General features: G+C 70.7%; 14 protein-coding genes. 12 read left to right on the forward strand and 2 right to left on the reverse strand.

What is annotated here, in order from left to right; translation table 11 throughout:
* Positions 1-18 precede the first annotated feature (18 nt).
* The 4 genes from QQ657_RS05855 to QQ657_RS05870 all read left to right on the forward strand — a co-directional run bounded on the left by QQ657_RS05855 (position 19) and on the right by QQ657_RS05870 (position 1,630).
* Positions 19-396, forward strand: a complete 378-nt coding sequence (locus QQ657_RS05855; RefSeq protein ID WP_284741023.1) for a MerR family transcriptional regulator — start codon at positions 19-21, stop codon at positions 394-396.
* 70 nt (positions 397-466) lie between these two features.
* Positions 467-649 (forward strand): hypothetical protein, encoded by a 183-nt coding sequence (locus QQ657_RS05860; protein WP_284741024.1) that lies wholly within the window; start codon positions 467-469, stop codon positions 647-649.
* On the forward strand, positions 646-933 hold the full coding sequence (locus QQ657_RS05865; protein WP_284741025.1) for a Uma2 family endonuclease: 288 nt from the start codon (positions 646-648) through the stop codon (positions 931-933). Before QQ657_RS05860 ends, QQ657_RS05865 begins: the two co-directional genes overlap by 4 nt.
* Before the next feature lie 46 nt (positions 934-979).
* Entirely contained in the window at positions 980-1,630 is a 651-nt protein-coding gene (locus QQ657_RS05870) for a peptidoglycan recognition protein family protein (RefSeq protein ID WP_284741026.1), read from the forward strand.
* Here the strand turns inward: QQ657_RS05870 and QQ657_RS05875 are convergent.
* The gene (locus QQ657_RS05875; protein WP_284741027.1) at positions 1,622-2,980 is read right to left on the reverse strand and encodes a glutamine synthetase family protein; all 1,359 of its coding nucleotides are present in this window, start codon (positions 2,978-2,980) and stop codon (positions 1,622-1,624) included. The genes QQ657_RS05870 and QQ657_RS05875 overlap by 9 nt on opposite strands.
* A gap of 49 nt (positions 2,981-3,029) precedes the next feature.
* On the opposite strand from QQ657_RS05875, the gene QQ657_RS05880 reads away from it, so the two are divergent.
* From QQ657_RS05880 to lgt, 4 genes are read left to right on the forward strand one after another with little or no spacing between them, the layout of a single operon-like run.
* Positions 3,030-4,463, forward strand: a complete 1,434-nt coding sequence (locus QQ657_RS05880) for an APC family permease (protein ID WP_284741028.1) — start codon at positions 3,030-3,032, stop codon at positions 4,461-4,463.
* Positions 4,460-5,584, forward strand: a complete 1,125-nt coding sequence (locus QQ657_RS05885; RefSeq protein WP_284741029.1) for an amidohydrolase family protein — start codon at positions 4,460-4,462, stop codon at positions 5,582-5,584. Before QQ657_RS05880 ends, QQ657_RS05885 begins: the two co-directional genes overlap by 4 nt.
* Positions 5,581-6,741: a M20 metallopeptidase family protein gene (locus tag QQ657_RS05890; protein ID WP_284741030.1), complete on the forward strand. Its 1,161-nt coding sequence runs from the start codon at positions 5,581-5,583 to the stop codon at positions 6,739-6,741. The genes QQ657_RS05885 and QQ657_RS05890 overlap by 4 nt, the downstream gene beginning before the upstream one ends.
* A gap of 27 nt (positions 6,742-6,768) precedes the next feature.
* The gene (lgt, locus tag QQ657_RS05895) at positions 6,769-7,788 is read left to right on the forward strand and encodes a prolipoprotein diacylglyceryl transferase (RefSeq protein WP_284741031.1); all 1,020 of its coding nucleotides are present in this window, start codon (positions 6,769-6,771) and stop codon (positions 7,786-7,788) included.
* 102 nt (positions 7,789-7,890) lie between these two features.
* Here lgt and QQ657_RS05900 read toward each other — a convergent pair whose 3' ends face one another.
* Positions 7,891-8,676, reverse strand: a complete 786-nt coding sequence (locus QQ657_RS05900; RefSeq protein WP_284741032.1) for an SDR family oxidoreductase — start codon at positions 8,674-8,676, stop codon at positions 7,891-7,893.
* 312 nt (positions 8,677-8,988) lie between these two features.
* On the opposite strand from QQ657_RS05900, the gene gltB reads away from it, so the two are divergent.
* The 4 genes from gltB to QQ657_RS05920 all read left to right on the forward strand — a co-directional run bounded on the left by gltB (position 8,989) and on the right by QQ657_RS05920 (position 17,734).
* On the forward strand, positions 8,989-13,542 hold the full coding sequence (gene gltB, locus QQ657_RS05905) for a glutamate synthase large subunit (RefSeq protein ID WP_284741033.1): 4,554 nt from the start codon (positions 8,989-8,991) through the stop codon (positions 13,540-13,542).
* Positions 13,535-15,043: a glutamate synthase subunit beta gene (locus QQ657_RS05910; protein WP_284741034.1), complete on the forward strand. Its 1,509-nt coding sequence runs from the start codon at positions 13,535-13,537 to the stop codon at positions 15,041-15,043. The genes gltB and QQ657_RS05910 overlap by 8 nt, the downstream gene beginning before the upstream one ends.
* 330 nt (positions 15,044-15,373) lie before the next feature.
* Positions 15,374-16,261, forward strand: coding sequence for a trypsin-like serine peptidase (locus QQ657_RS05915; RefSeq protein WP_284741035.1), 888 nt, complete (start codon positions 15,374-15,376; stop codon positions 16,259-16,261).
* Between the two features lie 81 nt (positions 16,262-16,342).
* The gene (locus QQ657_RS05920; protein WP_284741036.1) at positions 16,343-17,734 is read left to right on the forward strand and encodes an alpha/beta hydrolase; all 1,392 of its coding nucleotides are present in this window, start codon (positions 16,343-16,345) and stop codon (positions 17,732-17,734) included.
* Positions 17,735-17,756: the final 22 nt, after the last annotated feature.

Below are 17,756 nucleotides of genomic sequence, written 5' to 3' on the forward strand. Positions count from 1 at the left end.
AGGTGCCACTCTGGGTGCGTGACGTCCTACACCCCGGCCCAGGTGACCGAAAAGACCGGTTTCACGATCGACACGCTCAGGTATTACGAGCGCATCGGCTTGCTCCACCACGTCAGCCGCACCGCCGGCGGCCGCCGCACGTTCACCGACCAGGACGTGGAGTTCCTGCAGCTGCTGCGGTGCCTGCGCTACACGGGCATGCCGGTGGCGGAGATGCTGCGGTTCGTGGAGCTCCTGCGCTCAGGCGAGGCGACGCGCGAGGAGCGGGTCGAGGTCCTGCGTGATCACGAGGCGCGGGTGGCTTCGCAGATCGAGCGGCTGCGGGAGCACCAGGAGCACATCCAATTCAAGATCCAGCTGTACAGCGGCTCGGGCCAGCTGGCGTCCGCGGGCTGAAGGCGTGTCGCAGCCGTGTGACGCCCTCACCTGATCCAGAACTGTCGGTGGCGGTCCGCATACTCCTCGTGTGATGATCCACAACGAGGGGACCGAACCCGAACCGCAGCTTCGATTGCCGCTGAAGCCCCAAGACTGGACAGTCGACGATGTCTTCGCTTTGCCCGAAGGCCAGATGTCAAGGCACTGGATCGAACTCGTGGACGGCACGGTTCTTGTGAACGCTTGGCCGCCGCTCGAGCACGCCTGGTGATCCCGGATCTTGTGGTCACCGATGAACCGGGGCTGAAGGGCGTGAGCCTGTCCGAGAAGCAAGTCGTGCTCGTGGTGGAGATCGTGTCACCGTCGACCAAGGTGAAGGACCGGATCCTCAAACGGGCGATCTATACCGAGGCGCTGATCCCGTTCTACTTGCTGGTCGAACCAGCCGTTGCCACGCTCTTCGCGCTCGAAGGCGGCGAGTACGAGCCCATCGCCAAGAGCGAGAACGGTCAACTCCGCTTGACCCGCCCCTTCGAGGCCACCCTCCGCCTCTAGCGCTGTTTGTACGAAAGCTGTACGCCGCCGCGGGAGGGTCCACCCCATGGACCTCGCACACCTCCCGCGGCGCACCTTCCTCCGCGGCGCCGCCGGCCTCGTCGCCGCAGGGGCCGCCGGACTGATCCTTCCCCAAGCAGCGCGAGCCGCCACCGAACCGCGGATCTACAGCTGTGCCGAGTGGGGTGCCCGGCCGCCCGCCGATGCCCTCACCACCCTCGACCACCCCGCGAACCGCGTCCTCATCCACCACATCGCCTGCCCCAACAGCACCGACTACTCCCTGGCCCACGCCTTCCAGGTCGCGCGCGACGATCAGCACGACCACATGGACAACAACGGCTGGTCCGACACCGGCCAGCACTTCACCGTCAGCCGCGGCGGGTACCGGCTCGAAGGGCGGCACGGCAGCCTCGACGCGCTGCGCGGCCGGACCACCATGATCCAGGGCGCGCACTGCCCCGGCCAGAACACCAACGCCATCGGCATCGAGAACGAAGGCACCTACACCAGCGTCGAGCCGCCCGAAGCCCAGTGGGCGTCGCTCGTGGTCTTCTGCGCCTACATCTGCCGCCAGTACGGCATTCCCGTCGAGGAGATCAAGGGCCACCGCGACTACTACAACACCGAATGCCCCGGCGATCGCCTCTACGCCAAGCTCCCGCAGCTGCGCGACGAAGTGGCAGCCTCAATGTAGGTACCGCATGAGCGAGCAGAGCTCGGCAGCCGGCAGGGAACCGAGCCGCGCGATCTCGCCGCGTCGCACGTCCATCAACGTCGTCGCGAACTCCGCGCCGAACGCCGACGTCAACTCCGGATCCGCTGCGAACGCCGTCACCGCGTCCGCCAATGACGTCGGCAGGCGGACCGCCGAGGGCAGCGTCCCCGGGTCGACGTCCACCGGCTCCGGCAGCGATGCCTCCCCGGAAAGGCCGGCCAGGCCCGCGAACAGCAGCGCCGCCACCACCAGGTACGGGTTCGCGGTCAGGTCGAAGCACTTGACCTCGAAGTTGGCCGCCCGGTCGCGCTGCCCGGCCGGGCCCTGCACCAGCCGCAGCGGCGCCTCGCGGTTCTCCAGGCCCCACACCGAAAACACCCCGGCCCAGTGGTGCGGTTCCAGCCGCAGGTAGCTGACCACCGACGGCGCGCCGATCGCCAGCAGCGCCGGCAGCCGCGAGAAGATCCCGGCGCCGAACGCCTCCGCCGTCGGCGTCAGGCCGAACCGGCCGTCGCCGCCGGAGCACAGGTTGCGGTCGCCGTCCCAGAGGCTCAGGTGGACGTGGCCGCCGTTGCCGACGCCGTCCGGCGAGAACTTCGGGGTGAACGACGCCCGCAGTCCGTGCTGGGCACTCACCATCCGGATCGTCTCGCGGGTCAGCACCGCGATGTCCGCCGCGCGCACCGGGTCGTCCGGCGCCACCGACAGCTCGAACTGCCCGGCCGCGTACTCCGGGTGGATCTGCTCCACCACCACGCCCTGAGCGGACAAAGTGGACACCAGCGCGCGCAGGTAGCCCGCCTGCGCGGAAAGCCGTGCGAAGCCGTAGGCCGGTCCCGCCGTCGCCGAACGCGGGTCGTCCGGCGCGTCCTCCGCCGTGATCACCCACTCGATCTCGAAGGCCGTCCGCACGTTGTAGCCCAGCGCCGCGAGCCGGTCCGTCGCGGTGGCGGCCAGCGCCCGCGCGTCCTGCGGGTGCGGCGCGCCTTCCTGGTCGTACTTCCGGACCGGCGCCCACGCCCAGCCCGGCTGGGCGGCCAGGGGCACGAGCGCGTCGAGATCGGGGTGCAGGCGCAGGTCACCGACCGGACCTCGCGAATACGTCCCGTCGGTGATGTCGTCGGTGGCCAGGAAGAAGTCGAACGAGTTCGACGCGCCGACGCCCCACGCCGCCGCCGACCACAGCCGGTCCACCGGGACGGCCTTGACCCGCGCGATGCCGCTGTTGTCCACGAAGGTCAGCGCGACGAGCTCGACCCCGGCTGCGCGCAGGCCGTCGGCCCGCAATGCGCCCTGTTGTGCGAGTTCCGCCCGATCGAGCTGGCTCATCCTGCTCCCGTCGATGTTCACTGGTTACCTACGAAAAGAGGTGGAGATCGTGTCAGACACCGTCGAAACCCGTCCAGGGCTGCGCCGCTCCCTCTCCGTCTGGCAGGCCGTCGGCCTGTCGGTCGCGTTGATGGCCCCCAGCATGGCCGCCAACATCAACCCCCAGCAGACCGCGGCCGCCGCCGGCCGCGCCGTCCCGCTCGCCTTCCTGCTCTCGGCGGTCGGCGTCCTGCTGGTCGCGTACGGCTTCGTCAAGCTCTGCCGGTACTACCAGCACGCCGGTTCGGTGTACGCCTTCGTCGGCGCGACGCTCGGCCCGCGCGCCGGCGTCGTCTCCGGCATCGGCCTGCTCGGCACGTACACGTTCTACGCCGTCGTCACGAGCTCGGCCGCGGGCACGCTCGGGACCGCCTTCCTCACCCAGGTCGGGATCTGGCCGAACCCGCCGTCCTGGGGCCCGTTCGTGCTGACGGCCGTCGCGCTGATCGGCGCCTGGCTGCTGTCCGTGGTGCCCGCGCGCCGCGGCACGAGCACGCTGCTCGCCGTCGAAGGCGCGACCATCGCGGTGATCCTGCTGGTCACGGTGGTGATCCTGGTCCGGCTGATCGCCGGGAACGCGCCGAGCGGCGCGCGCTTCACCATGGACGTCTTCGTCCCCGACACCGGAGTGTCCGGTGTGTTTCTCGGTGCGGTGTTCGGCTTCCTGTCCTTCGCCGGGTTCGAAGCCGCCGCGACCCTTGGCGAGGAAACCCACGACCCGAAGCGCAACATCCCGCGCGCGATCCTCGGCACGGCGATCTTCGGCGGCGGCTACTTCGTCGTCGTCACGGCGGTGGAGATGATGGCGTTCGGCACGGACGCGACGGCGTTCCACGACTCGCCGTCCCTGCTCGGCGATCTCGGCAGCCGGTACGCGGGCGCGTGGGTCGGCGACGTGATCAGCGTCGGCGCCGCGATCAGCGCGTTCGGCTGCTGCCTGGCCTGCGTCGTCGGCGGCTCACGGTTGCTGTTCGCCCTCGGGCGCGACGCTTACGGCGGCCGCGGCATCGGGCGGACGTCCGGCCGGGGCACCCCGGTCGCCGCGGTCGGCGTGGTCACCGGCGCGGCGGCGCTGATCATCCTGGTGTGCGCGCTGTTCTTCGGCGCGACGGCGTCGGACACCTTCGCGTGGTCCGGCTCGATCGGGACGCTGATCCTGCTGGTGATCTACCTGCTCACCACGGCCGGCGCGATCCTGCTGCTGTTCGTGAAGCGCCGGATGCGCGTGCCGGTGTGGCACCTGGTGTTCCCGGTCGGCGCGCTCGCCGTGCTCGGGTACACGGTGTACGTCAACGTGGTGCCGTACCCGACCGAAGGCCCGGCGCGGTGGTTCCCCGTGGTGGCCGGCGGGGTCTTGGTGCTGGCGGTGATCTTGGTGCTGTCCGCGCCCGGCTTCGCTCGTAGGGTGGGGGAGAGGCTCGGCACCGTGGACGGAGGCGCATGACCGACCTGCTCCCGTTCGTCGCGGACCTGCCGCTGGTGGACCACCACTGCCACGGCGTCGTGACGGAGGACGTGGCCCGCGCGGACTTCGAGGCGATGCTGACCGAGGCGGACACGACGTCGCCGCTCGGGACGAGCCTGTTCGACTCGCTGATCGGGCTGGCCGTGCGCGAACGCTGCGCGCCCGTGCTCGACCTGCCGAAGCACGCCCCGGCCGACGCCTACCTCGAACGCCGCGCCGAGCTGGGCGCGGCCGAGGTGGCGCGGCGGTTCCTGCGTACCACCGGCACCACCGACTTCCTGCTGGACGGCGGGTTCCTGCCGGACGTGCTGACCACGACCGGGGAGTTCGCGGACCTCGCCGGCGCCCGCGCGCACGACATCGTCCGGCTGGAACAGGTCGCCGAAGCCGTGATCCGCGGGAGCACGGCTCAGGGGTTCGCCGCGGACTTCGCCGCCGAGCTGGGGAAACGGGCGGAGACCGCGGTCGGGTTCAAGTCGATCGCGGCCTACCGCGTGGGTCTCGAGCTGGCGGGGGAGCGGCCGTCGCCGTCCGAGGTCCGAGCCGCCGCGGGACGCTGGCTGCGCGGGGGCGGCGGCCGGCTCGCCGACGAGGTCCTGCACCGGTTCCTCGTGTTCACCGGCCTCGACCTCGGCCTGCCGGTGCAGTTCCACGTCGGGTACGGCGACGCCGACGTCGACCTGCACCAGTGCGACCCGCTGCGGCTCACCGGGCTGCTGCGGGCCACGCGCGACCGCGGTGTGCCGATCCTGCTGCTGCACAACTACCCGTTCCACCGCAACGCCGCTTACCTCGCGCAGGTCTTCGAGCACGTCTTCGTCGACGTCGGCCTCGCCACCCACAACGCGGGCTTCCGCGCGCCGGCGATCCTGGCCGAGCTGCTGGAGATCGCGCCGTTCGGGAAGGTCCTCTTCTCCACCGACGCCTTCGGCCTGGCCGAGCTGTACCACCTGGGCACGGCGCTGTTCCGCCGAGGACTCTCGGACTTCCTGCGCGCCGGGCTCGACGCCGGTGCGATGTCCGAAGTGGACGCCGTCCGGCTGTGTGCTTTGGTGGGACACGAGAACGCGAAGAGGATCTACCGCTGGGAGCGTGCGTGAACGACCTTTGGGACCGCTGGACGCGGGCGATCGAGGAGGAGCTGCCCGCCGCGATCGAGCTGCGGCACGCGGTGCACGCCGACCCGCGCGGCTCCGGCGACGAGGACGACACCGCCCGGCTGGTGGCCGAAGCCCTCGGCGCGGGCGAGGGCACCCGCGTCGCCAAGACCGGCCGCGCGATTCCGCTGCCCGGCGGGGACGGCCCGGCCGTCGCGCTGCGTGCGGAGCTCGACGCCCTCCCCGTGCTGGAGGGCACCGGCGTGCCGTGGGCGTCGGAGAACGGCCTGATGCACGCGTGCGGCCACGACGTCCACCTCGCCGCATTGGTCGCGGTCGGCCGCGCGGCGGTGCGCGCCGGCGTCCCGCGCCCGATCCTCGCGCTGCTGCAGCCGCGCGAGGAGACGTCGCCGCCCGGCGCGCTCGACATCGTCGAGTCCGGTGTGCTGGCCGAGGCCGGGGTGGACGCGGTGATCGGCGCGCACGTCCAGCCGCGGATCGCGCACGGCGTCGTCGCGGCGGTGCCGGGCCCGGTGAACGCCTCGACCGACGAGTTCGAGGTGACCATGCACGGCCAGGGCGGCCACGCCGGCTACCCGCAGCTGCTGCGCGACCCGATCCTGGCCGTGTCGCAGCTGGTCGTGAGCCTGCAGCAGCTCGCTTCGCGGCGGATCGACCCGGTGTTCGGCGCGGTCTGCTCGATCGGCCGGATCCAGGGCGGCGCGGCGGCCAACGTCGTCCCGAACAGCGCGAGCGCGTTCGGCTCCCTGCGCCTGATGCGGGAGAAAGACCGCGAGCGCGCGCTGGAGGCGCTCGCGGAGATCGTGCACGGCACGGCGAAGGCGCACGGCTGCACCGCCGAGCTGGAGATCAGCCCGTGCGAGCCCGTGCTGGCCAACGACCCGGTGCTGGCGGCGGGTGCGCGGCACTGGCTGAGCCACGCGGGCTTCGCCGTGGACGACCAGTTCCGCTCGTTCGGCGCGGACGACTTCGCCCACTACTGCGGCGGGGCGACGCGGGGCCTGATGCTGTTCGTCGGCCTCGGCGACACCGCGGGCGTCCCCAGCCTCCACGACGAACGGTTCCTCCCGCGCGACCAGGCCGTGGTCCAGGTGGCGCACGCGCTGGTGGCGGGGTACCTGGCCGCCTTGGAGGCTTGAGTGCCTTAGCGCTACGGTGGCCGCGTGATGAGCGCCTACCTCGCGACGATCCCGAGCCCCGACCAGGGAGTCTGGCACCTGGGGCCGATCCCGGTCCGTGCGTACGCCCTGTGCATCATCGCCGGCATCATCGTGGCGATCTGGTGGGGGGAGCGGCGCTGGGCCGCCCGTGGCGGCACCAAGGGCACGATCATCGACATGGCCGTGTTCGCCGTGCCGTTCGGCCTGGTCGGCGGCCGGTTGTACCACGTGATCACCGACCCCGAGCTGTACTTCACCGAGGGCAAGAACCCCTGGAACGCGTTCGCGATCTGGGACGGCGGCCTCGGCATCTGGGGCGCCATCGCCCTCGGCGCGGTCGGCGCGCTCATCGCGTGCCGCCGCAAGGGCGTCCCGCTGCCGGCGATGGCGGACGCGATCGCCCCGGGCATCGTCGTCGCGCAGGCCATCGGCCGCATCGGCAACTACTTCAACCAGGAGCTCTACGGCGCGCACACGGACCTGCCGTGGGGCCTCGAGGTCTACCAGCGCTTCAACCCGGACGACCCGAACAACCTGCTGAACGGCGTCGCGACGGGGCACATCCCGCTGCCGGAGAGCCCGGTCCACCCGACGTTCCTGTACGAGCTGATCTGGAACCTGCTGGTCGCGCTGCTGGTGGTGTGGGCGGACCGCAAGTTCAAGCTCGGCCACGGGCGGGCGTTCGCGCTGTACGTCGCCGGGTACACGGTCGGCCGCGGCTGGATCGAGATGATGCGGACCGACACGGCGAACCACATCCTCGGCCTGCGGGTCAACGTGTGGACGTCGATCCTGCTGTTCGTGGCCGCGGTGGTGTACTTCGTGCTCGCCGGCAAGCGCGGGCCGCGGGAGCTGCCGGAGACGCTGCGGAGCAAGGACGCGCCCGGTCCCGATGAGACGCCGGTCGAGGACGCTGCCCCGAAGGACGAGGAGCCCGAGCACGCCAAGGTAGCGGCCGAGGCTCCGGCGGAGAAGCCAGCCGAAGAAGCACCGGCCGAAGAGCCGAAGAAGACCGACGAGAGCTGACCGCTCGAGTTCCGAAGGCCACCGTCGGGCGTGGTGAATGAGTGATTGAAACCCCCCCACGCCCTGAATGACTCATTCAAGACCTTCGAACCGAGCTGAGCGTCAGAGGTCGGGCAGGCCCAGTTCCAGGTTGGGCGTCTGCAGCCCGCCGTCGACCTCGAGGATCTTGCCGGTGATGTACCCGCCGGCGCGCGAGGCCAGGAACACCACCGTCGCCGCGATGTCCTCTGCCTCGCCGATGCGGTGCAACGGCGTCGCGGACTCCATCTTCTCCTTCAGCTCCGGGTTGCCGACCACGATCTCCAGCGCCGACGTCGCCACCGACCCCACCGAGATCGCGTTCACCCGCACCTTCGGCGCCAGGTCCGCCGCCGCCAACCGCGTGTAGTGGGCCAAGGCCGCCTTCGCCGTTCCGTACGCCGCGAAGCCGCGGCCGGACAGCCGGCCCATCACCGACGAAATGTTGACGATCGAGCCGCCCGACTCCACCAGGGACGGGGCCGCCGCCACCGTCAGCGCGTGGGCCGTCGCCACGTTGAAGCGGAACGCCTCTTCCATGAAGTCCGCGGTCGTCTCCAGCAGGGGTCGCGGGTACGTGCCGCCGACGTTGTTGACCACCAGGTCGAGCCGGCCGAACTCCGCCACCGCCGTCGCCGCCAGCGCCGCCGCGGCCTCCGGGGACGACAGGTCCACCGGCACGACGTGCGCGCGGCGGCCAAGAGCCGAAACGCGCGAAGCGATCTCGGAAAGCTGGGATTCGGTGCGGGAGGCGATGACCACGTCGGCGCCCGCTTCGGCGAGGGCCACGGCCGTGGCCGCGCCGATCCCTCGTCCCGCGCCGGTGATCACCGCGACCTGGTCGGTGAGCTTGAACCGATCGAGGATCATGCGGCGAAATGTAACACGTTCTAGTGAGCGGGGACACAATCCCGACGTGCCGCGTCGGGCCCGTCACGTTAGGCTTGACGTGAGTTTCCGGGCCGTATACTTAGCAGAACGAACTACCGGGAACCCATCAGGAACTACGTCGTTCCGCGCAGCCAGATCGTTACCGTCCGACGTCGCTCGGGGCGCTCTGAACGGGTGCTGGCATGTTTCCCAGGTGTTAAAGTCGCGCTAACAAGCGGGCCATCGTCGTCCCGTGCGCTCCCCGGCCGGTAGCCCGGCCCCGCACGACAAGACGACGAAGGAGGTCCCTTCATGATCTTCTCCGCCATTCCCGGCAAGCAGGGTCTTTACGACCCGGAGACCGAACAGGACTCCTGCGGTGTGGCCATGGTGGCCGACATCCGCGGGCGCCGCTCCCACGGAATCGTCACCGACGGCCTGGCCGCGCTGACCAACCTCGACCACCGCGGCGCCGCCGGCGCCGAACCCACCAGCGGCGACGGCGCCGGCATCCTGTTGCAGCTGCCCGATACGCTGCTGCGCGCCGAAGCCGGCTTCGCGCTTCCCGAACCCGACGAGCACGGCCACCACGCCTACGCCGCCGGCATCGCGTTCCTGCCCGAAGACGCCGAGCAGCGCCGCAAGGCCGTCGAACTGGCCGGGCGCATCGCCGTCGAAGAAGGACTGGAAGTCCTCGGCTGGCGCGAGGTACCCGTCGACGCCGACCGCGCGGACATCGGCCCGACCGCCCGCTCGGTCATGCCGCACTTCGCCATGCTTTTCGTGGCCGCGGACGGAAAAGCGGGCCTCGAGCTCGACCGCCTGGCGTTCTGCCTGCGCAAGCGCGTCGAGCACGAAAGCGCGAACTCCGGCTGTGGCACGTACTTCCCGTCGCTGTCCTCTCGGACGATCGTCTACAAGGGCATGGTGACGCCGGAGCAGCTGCCCGCGTTCTTCGCCGACCTGCGTGACGAGCGGCTGGAAAGCGCCATCGCGCTGGTGCACTCCCGCTTCTCCACCAACACCTTCCCGTCGTGGCCGCTGGCCCACCCCTTTCGGTTCGTGGCCCACAACGGTGAGATCAACACGATCCGCGGCAACCGCAACCGCATGCGGGCCCGCGAGGCGCTGCTGGAGTCGGAAGTCCTCGAGGGCGACCTGTCCCGGCTGTTCCCGATCTGCTCGCCGGACGCGTCCGACTCCGCGTCCTTCGACGAGGTCCTCGAGCTGCTGCACCTCGGCGGCCGGTCGCTGCCGCACGCAGTGCTGATGATGATCCCGGAGGCGTGGGAGAACCACGCCACCATGAAGCCGGAACGCCGTGCCTTCTACCAGTTCCACGCGAGTCTCATGGAGCCGTGGGACGGCCCGGCGTGCGTCACCTTCACCGACGGGACCCTGGTCGGCGCGGTGCTGGACCGCAACGGCCTGCGCCCGGCCCGGTGGTGGCGCACGGCCGACGACCGCGTCGTGCTCGCCAGCGAGGCCGGTGTCCTCGATGTCGCCCCGAAGGACGTCGTGGCCAAGGGCCGGCTCAAGCCCGGCCGGATGTTCCTCGTGGACACCGAAGCCGGCCGGATCGTGGACGACGAAGAGGTCAAGTCCGCGCTCGCCGGGAAGCTCCCGTACGAGGGCTGGCTGCACGCGGGCCTGCTGAAGATCGCCGAGCTGCCCGACCGCGACCACGTCGTGCAGAGCCACGACTCGGTGCTGCGCCGCCAGCTTTCCTTCGGCTACACCGAAGAAGAGCTCAAGATCCTGCTCGCGCCGATGGCCGAGAAGGGTGCGGAGCCGATCGGCTCGATGGGCTCGGACACCCCGCCCGCGGTGCTGTCGAAGCGATCCCGGCTCCTCTACGACTACTTCAAGCAGAACTTCGCGCAGGTGACCAACCCGCCGCTGGACGCGATCCGCGAAGAGCTCGTCACCTGCATGGCGCGGATCATGGGCCCGGAGCGCAACCTCCTGGCCCCCGGGCCTGCGTCGTGCCGGCACCTCAAGCTGCCGTACCCGGTGATCGACAACGACGAGCTCGCGAAGCTCATCCACATCAACGACGACGGCGACCTCCCCGGGTTCGCCTGCAGCGTCCTTTCCGGACTGTACGAAGTGGACGGCGGCGCCGAGGCGCTGGCCGGCGCGATCGAGCGGGTCCGCCGCGAGGCGTCCGAGGCGATCGCGGCCGGCGCGCGCACGCTGGTGCTGTCCGATCGCGACTCCGACCACCGGATGGCGCCGATCCCGTCGCTGCTGCTGGTCTCCGCGGTGCACCACCACCTGGTCCGCACCAAGGAACGCCTGCGTGTCGCGCTGGTCGTCGAATCCGGCGACGCGCGCGAGGTGCACCACATCGCGCTGCTGCTCGGCTACGGCGCCGCCGCCGTGAACCCGTACCTGGCCTTCGAGACCATCGAAGACATGATCGGACAGGGCGCGGTCACCGGCATCGAGGCCGCCAAGGCGATCCGCAACTACGTGCAGGCGCTGGTCAAGGGCGTCCTGAAGATCATGTCCAAGATGGGCATCTCGACGGTCGGCGCGTACACCGCCGCCCAGGTCTTCGAATCCCTCGGCCTGGCCCAGAACCTGCTGGACGAGTACTTCACCGGGACGTCGTCGAAGCTCGGCGGCGTCGGCCTCGAGGTGCTCGCCGAAGAGGTCGCCGTCCGGCACCGCCGCGCGTACCCGGACAACCCGACCGAGCGCGTCCACCGTGGACTCGACACGGGCGGCGAGTACGCCTACCGCCGCGAGGGCGAGCTGCACCTGTTCACGCCGGAGACGGTGTTCCTGCTGCAGCACGCGTCCAAGACCGGCCGCGAAGAGGTGTACCGCAAGTACACCGAAGAGGTGCACCGCCTCTACCGCGAAGGCGGCACGCTGCGTGGGCTGTTCGCCTTCCGCAACGGCGTCCGCGAGCCGATCCCGCTCGACGAGGTCGAGCCCGCCGAAGCGATCTTCAAGCGCTTCAACACGGGCGCGATGTCGTACGGCTCTATTTCGGCCGAGGCACACGAAACCCTGGCCATCGCGATGAACCGGCTCGGCGGCCGGTCCAACACCGGCGAGGGCGGCGAAGACCCGGAGCGGCTCTACGACCCGGAACGCCGCAGTGCGATCAAGCAGGTCGCCAGTGGACGGTTCGGCGTCACGAGCGAGTACCTCGTCAACGCCGACGACATCCAGATCAAGATGGCGCAGGGCGCGAAGCCCGGCGAGGGCGGCCAGCTGCCGCCGAACAAGGTGTACCCGTGGATCGCGCGGACCCGGCACTCCACGCCGGGCGTCGGCCTGATTTCCCCGCCGCCGCACCACGACATCTACTCCATCGAGGATCTGGCGCAGCTGATCCACGACCTCAAGAACGCCAACGAGCACGCCCGCATCCACGTGAAGCTGGTGTCCTCGCTCGGTGTCGGCACGGTCGCGGCGGGCGTGTCCAAGGCGCACGCGGACGTCGTGCTCATCTCGGGGCACGACGGCGGCACCGGCGCGTCCCCGATGAACTCGCTCAAGCACGCGGGCACGCCGTGGGAGATCGGCCTCGCCGAGACCCAGCAGACGTTGCTGCTCAACGGCTTGCGCGACCGGATCACCGTGCAGGTGGACGGCGCCATGAAGACCGGGCGCGACGTCGTGATCGCGGCGCTGCTCGGCGCCGAGGAGTACGGCTTCGCGACGGCCCCCCTCGTCGTCGCGGGCTGCATCATGATGCGCGTCTGCCACCTCGACACCTGCCCGGTCGGCGTCGCCACGCAGAGCCCCGAGCTGCGCAAGCGCTACACCGGCCAGGTCGAGCACGTCGTGAACTTCTTCAAGTTCGTCGCCGAAGAGGTCCGGGAAACCCTGGCGTCGCTGGGCTTCCGGACGCTCGACGAAGCGATCGGGCACGCCGAGCTGCTGAACACCGACGAGGCCGTCGACCACTGGAAGGCGTCCGGGCTGGACCTGGCGCCGATCTTCGAGATGCCTTCGGAGACCCCGTACGGCGGCGCGAAGCGGCGCACCCGCGGCCAGGACCACGGCCTCGAGCACGCCCTGGACCGCACGCTCATCCAGCTCGCCGAGGCGGCCCTGGAAGACGCGCACCCGGTGCGGCTCGAACTGCCGGTGCGCAACGTGAACCGGACCGTCGGCACGCTGCTCGGGTCGGAGATCACCCGCCGCTACGGCGGGGACGGCCTGCCCGAGGGCACGATCCACGTGCTGCTCACCGGGTCGGCCGGCCAGTCGCTCGGCGCGTTCCTGCCGCGCGGCATCACCCTCGACATGGTCGGCGACGCGAACGACTACGTCGGCAAGGGCCTGTCCGGCGGCCGGATCATCGTCCGGCCCGACCCGGAAGCGTCCTTCGCCGCCGAGGCGCAGACGATCGCGGGCAACACGATCGCCTACGGTGCCACGGCCGGCGAGATCTTCCTGCGCGGCCAGGTCGGCGAACGGTTCTGCGTCCGCAACTCCGGCGCCACCGTCGTCGCCGAGGGCGTCGGCGACCACGCCTTCGAGTACATGACCGGCGGCCGCGCGGTGGTGCTCGGCCCGACCGGGCGCAACCTGGCGGCCGGCATGTCCGGCGGCATGGCTTTCGTGCTCGACGTCGACCGCAAGAAGGTCAACCAGGAAATGGTGGACCTGCTCAAGCCGACCGCGGACGACCTGGCCTGGCTGAAGAAAACCGTGCAACAGCACTACGATCTCACCCGCTCCGCGGTGGCGGCCTCGCTGCTCGGCGACTGGCCGCGCCGCTCCGTGGCGTTCACCAAGGTGATGCCGCGCGACTACCAGCGGGTCCTGGACGCGGCGAAGGCGGCGAAGGCCGCGGGCCGCGACGTCGACGAGGCGATCATGGAGGCCGCTCGTGGCTGACCCGACCGGCTTTCTCAAGTACGACCGCGAAGAGCCCAAGAAGAAGTCCAAAGAGGACCGCCTGCACTCGTGGGGTGAGGTCTACGCGGACGTCGACCCGGGCGAGCGCAACGAAAAGGTGCGCAAGCAGGCGTCGCGCTGCATGGACTGCGGCATCCCGTTCTGTCATTCGGGGGGTTCCGGCTGCCCGCTGGGCAACCTGATCCCCGAGTGGAACGACCTGGTCCGCCGCGGCGACTGGGCCGCGGCGAGCGACCGGCTGCACGCCACCAACAACTTCCCCGAGTTCACCGGGAAGCTGTGCCCGGCGCCGTGCGAGGCGGGCTGCGTCCTGTCCATCTCGCCGGACTCGGGCGGGCCGGTGGCGATCAAGCGCGTCGAGCAGGCGATCGCCGACCAGTCCTGGGAAGCGGGCTACGTCCAGCCGCAGGTGGCGGAGGTGTCGTCCGGGCAGCGCGTCGCGGTCGTCGGCTCCGGCCCGGCCGGGCTCGCCGCCGCCCAGCAGCTGACCCGCGCCGGCCACGAGGTCACCGTGTTCGAGCGCGACGACCGCCTCGGCGGCCTGCTGCGCTACGGCATCCCCGAGTTCAAGATGGAGAAGAAGGTCCTCGACCGGCGCCTCGCGCAGCTGCGCAAGGAGGGCACCAAGTTCGTCACCGGCTGCGAGGTCGGTGTCGACCTGACGGTGGACGACCTGCGCGCGCAGTACGACGCGGTCGTGCTCGCGGTCGGCGCGCTGCGCGGCCGCGACGACAAGGTCACCCCGGGCCGCGAGCTGGCCGGCGTCCACCTGGCGATGGAGCACCTGGTGCCGGCCAACAAGTTCGTCGAGGGCGACGGCCCGCCGTCGATCGACGCGCACGGCAAGCACGTGGTGATCATCGGCGGCGGCGACACCGGCGCCGACTCCTACGGCACGGCGACCCGCCAGGGCGCGCTGTCGGTGACCCAGCTGGACCAGTACCCGACGCCACCGTCCACCAGGGACGACGAGCGGTCGCCGTGGCCGACCTGGCCGTACATCCTCCGCACCTACCCGGCGCACGAGGAAGCGGGCGAGCGGAAGTTCGCGGTCGCGGTGAAGCGGTTCGTCGGCAACTCCGAGGGCCGCGTGACCGCGGTCGAGCTGCAGCAGGTCCGCGTCCAGAAGGACCCGTCGACGGGCCGCCGCGAGGTCATCCCCGTCAACGACGAGATCGAGACGCTGCCGGCCGACTTGGTCCTGCTGGCGATCGGCTTCGAGGGCGTCGAGAAGATGCCGCTGCTTTCCGGGCTGGGCCTCTCGCTGACCAAGCGCGGCACGCTGTCGTGCGGCGCGGACTGGCAGACGGAGACCCCGGGGGTGTTCGTCTGCGGCGACGCCCACCGAGGCGCATCGCTGGTGGTGTGGGCGATCGCGGAGGGCCGCTCGGTGGCGAACGCGGTCGACGCGTTCTTGACGGGCGCGTCGGACCTCCCGGCGCCGGTCCACCCGACGGCGTTGCCGCTCGCGGTCGTCTGATCCCGCACGTCCGAAAGCCCCCTCGCCCCTGGTGAGGGGGCTTTCGCTGTTCACCGGCGGGCCTCGCTGTCTTGAATGAGTCATTCAGGACCTCCCAAGACCTGAATGACTCATTCAAGACGTTCGAATCGGGGGCGCGGGCGAGTGGGCCGGGATCCGTTGCGCGGCAGCGGCGGAGCCCAACGTCGGAACCCTCGCCCCTGGCGAGGGGGCTTTCGCCCGTTTCGACCCATTACGCCGAACGGCGGCTGTGCTCTGTGTACACGGACAACTACTTTCGAGTAACTGTGCCGGTTTCGCGGCAATTCACCTCGGCGGAAGGTGGGCGTCTTGAAGCACACGGCTATCCGGACCGCGGTCGTCACCGCGGTCCTCTCCCTCGCGTTCGCCCTGGTCGGCATGCCCGCCCAGGCCGCGCCGAACCCCTTCTGGACGCCTGCTGCCATGCGGGCGGCCGTCCCGATGGACAACCTCGTCAAGGCGCCCGCGTTCACGCCGAAAGACGTGGCGCGCGGGCAGAATGCCATCATCCGGAGCATCCCCAACGGCGGTGGCGCCTGGACCGGCGGCGGCCAGGTCACCCACACCGCCGGGCGCGTGTTCTTCGTCTTCAACGGCCAGAACGCCTCCTGCTCGGGTGACGCCGTCACGAGCACCAACGGCAGCGTCGTCGTCACCGCCGGGCACTGCGTCAAGTACCAGGGCACCTGGCACACGCAGTGGACGTTCGTCCCCGGCTACGACAACGGCAACGCGCCCTACGGCCAGTGGGCGGCCAAGACCACGCTGACGACCCCGCAGTGGGAAGCCAGTGAGGACATGAACTACGACGTCGGCATGGCCGTCGTGAACCCGCTCAACGGCCAGAAGCTCACGGACGTCGTCGGCGCGCAGGGCATCGCCTTCAACCAGCCGAAGAACCAGAGCATGTACACCTTCGGCTACCCGGCCGCGGCGCCGTACGACGGCACGAAGCTGATCTACTGCAGCGGCAGCACGTTCACCGACTTCCTGCTGACCAAAGACCACGCCATGAACTGCAACATGACCGGCGGCTCGAGCGGCGGGCCGTGGTTCCTGTCGTTCAACGAGGGCACCGGGTCCGGCGTCCAGGCCTCGGTGAACAGCTTCGGCTACACCTTCCTGCCGGGCTACATGTTCGGGCCGTACTTCGGCACCGACGCGCAGAACCTGTACAACCGCGCGCAAGCCGCGTGAGCGCCGTCAGCCCGGGGGAGGACTCGAGGGTCCGGCCTCCGGGCTGACGTCCACGCGTTCCCGGCGGGCCACGCTCGGGGCATGCGGAAAACTTTGGTATCACTGGCTTTCCTGCCCCTCTTCGCCGCGCCGACGGCGGACGCGTCGCCGGGTCTCGAGTGGACGACGCCCTGTCCGGACTACGGCATGTCGCCGTCGCCCACGGCCGGGCTCGAATGCGCGAGACTGCGCGTCCCGCTCGACTACGCGCATCCCGGGCGCACGATCGAGCTGACCCTCTCCCGGCACGCCGGCACTCCGGGCAAGCGCCGCGGTGTGCTGCTGATGAACCCCGGCGGCCCGGGCAGCCCCGGGCTCGCCATGCCCGCGCAGCTCCTGCAGCGGATGGGCGGATCCGGCCTGCCGGACGCCTACGACGTCATCGGCTTCGACCCGCGCGGCACCGGCTACAGCACCCCGGTGACGTGCGATCTGACGCCCGAGCAGCGTGGCGCCGTGCTCGGCCCCTACGCGGACGGCCCGCGTGACGTCGTGGAGACCGCGGCGAAAGCGCGTGCCGTCGCGAAGCAGTGCGGCGGGGCGGCGACGGCGGACCTGCTGCCGCACATGACGACCGCGAACACCGCGCGCGACCTCGACCGCGTCCGGGAAGCGCTGGGGGAGCGGAAGATCTCCTACTACGGGCTCTCGTACGGCAGCTACCTCGGCGCCGCCTACGCGTCGATGTTCCCCGCCCACGGCGACCGGATCGTGCTCGACAGCGTCCTCGGCCCGCGCGGTCTCGACGTCCGCGCCAACCAGCGCTTCGCCGAGGGCTTCGACGACCGGTTCCCGGACTTCGCCGCGTGGGCGGCCGCTCGCGACGACGGCTACCACCTGGGGCGGACCCCGGCGGAGGTGACGGCGAAGTTCTTCGAGCTGGCCGCGGTTCGCGGGCCGGAGTTCCGCTCGGACACCTGGAACGGGCTCTACGACGACGCTTCGTTCCCCGCGCTCGCCGCCGAGTGGGCGGGCACCGCGCGCGTCACTGCCGGGCCGCTCGACGGCGACACCCGCGCGTCGCTGCAACTGCAGGTGATCTGCAACGACTCCGACTGGCCCGAGCAGATCGGTTACTACCAGCGCGCGGTCGAGCGCGAACGGGTGCGGCACCCGATGTTCGGCCCGGCCGCGGCGAACGTGAACCCGTGCGCGTCCTGGCCCGTCGAGCGCACCGGACCACCGGTGCGCGTCGGCGGCCCCGGGCCGGCGAACGTCCTGCTGGTGCAGAACCTGCGCGATCCGGCGACCCCGCTGTCCGGAGCACGCGAAACGCGAGCGGCGTTCGGAAACCGGGCGCGGATGGTGACCGTCGACGCGGGCGGCCACGGCGTCTTCACGCGGGAAAACGCTTGCGGGAACGCCGCGGTGCTGGGCTATCTGCGTGACGGGGTCTTCCCCGCGGCGGACGGTTACTGCCAATCTGGTCGGTGAGGGGGTCCTTTCCCCCTCACTG

The organism is Amycolatopsis ponsaeliensis (assembly GCF_030182635.1).
In the GTDB taxonomy this organism is placed as follows: domain Bacteria; phylum Actinomycetota; class Actinomycetes; order Mycobacteriales; family Pseudonocardiaceae; genus Amycolatopsis; species Amycolatopsis ponsaeliensis.

Bases quoted from the DNA above. Each gene is read 5' to 3' on its own strand.
- QQ657_RS05870 (WP_284741026.1), top strand. From the start codon at position 980: ATGGACCTCGCACACCTCCCGCGGCGCACCTTCCTCCGCGGCGCCGCC.
- QQ657_RS05875 (WP_284741027.1), bottom strand. From the start codon at position 2,980: ATGAGCCAGCTCGATCGGGCGGAACTCGCACAACAGGGCGCATTGCGG.
- QQ657_RS05885 (WP_284741029.1), top strand. From the start codon at position 4,460: ATGACCGACCTGCTCCCGTTCGTCGCGGACCTGCCGCTGGTGGACCAC.
- lgt (WP_284741031.1), top strand. From the start codon at position 6,769: ATGAGCGCCTACCTCGCGACGATCCCGAGCCCCGACCAGGGAGTCTGG.
- QQ657_RS05900 (WP_284741032.1), bottom strand. From the start codon at position 8,676: ATGATCCTCGATCGGTTCAAGCTCACCGACCAGGTCGCGGTGATCACC.
- gltB (WP_284741033.1), top strand. From the start codon at position 8,989: ATGATCTTCTCCGCCATTCCCGGCAAGCAGGGTCTTTACGACCCGGAG.
- QQ657_RS05920 (WP_284741036.1), top strand. From the start codon at position 16,343: ATGCGGAAAACTTTGGTATCACTGGCTTTCCTGCCCCTCTTCGCCGCG.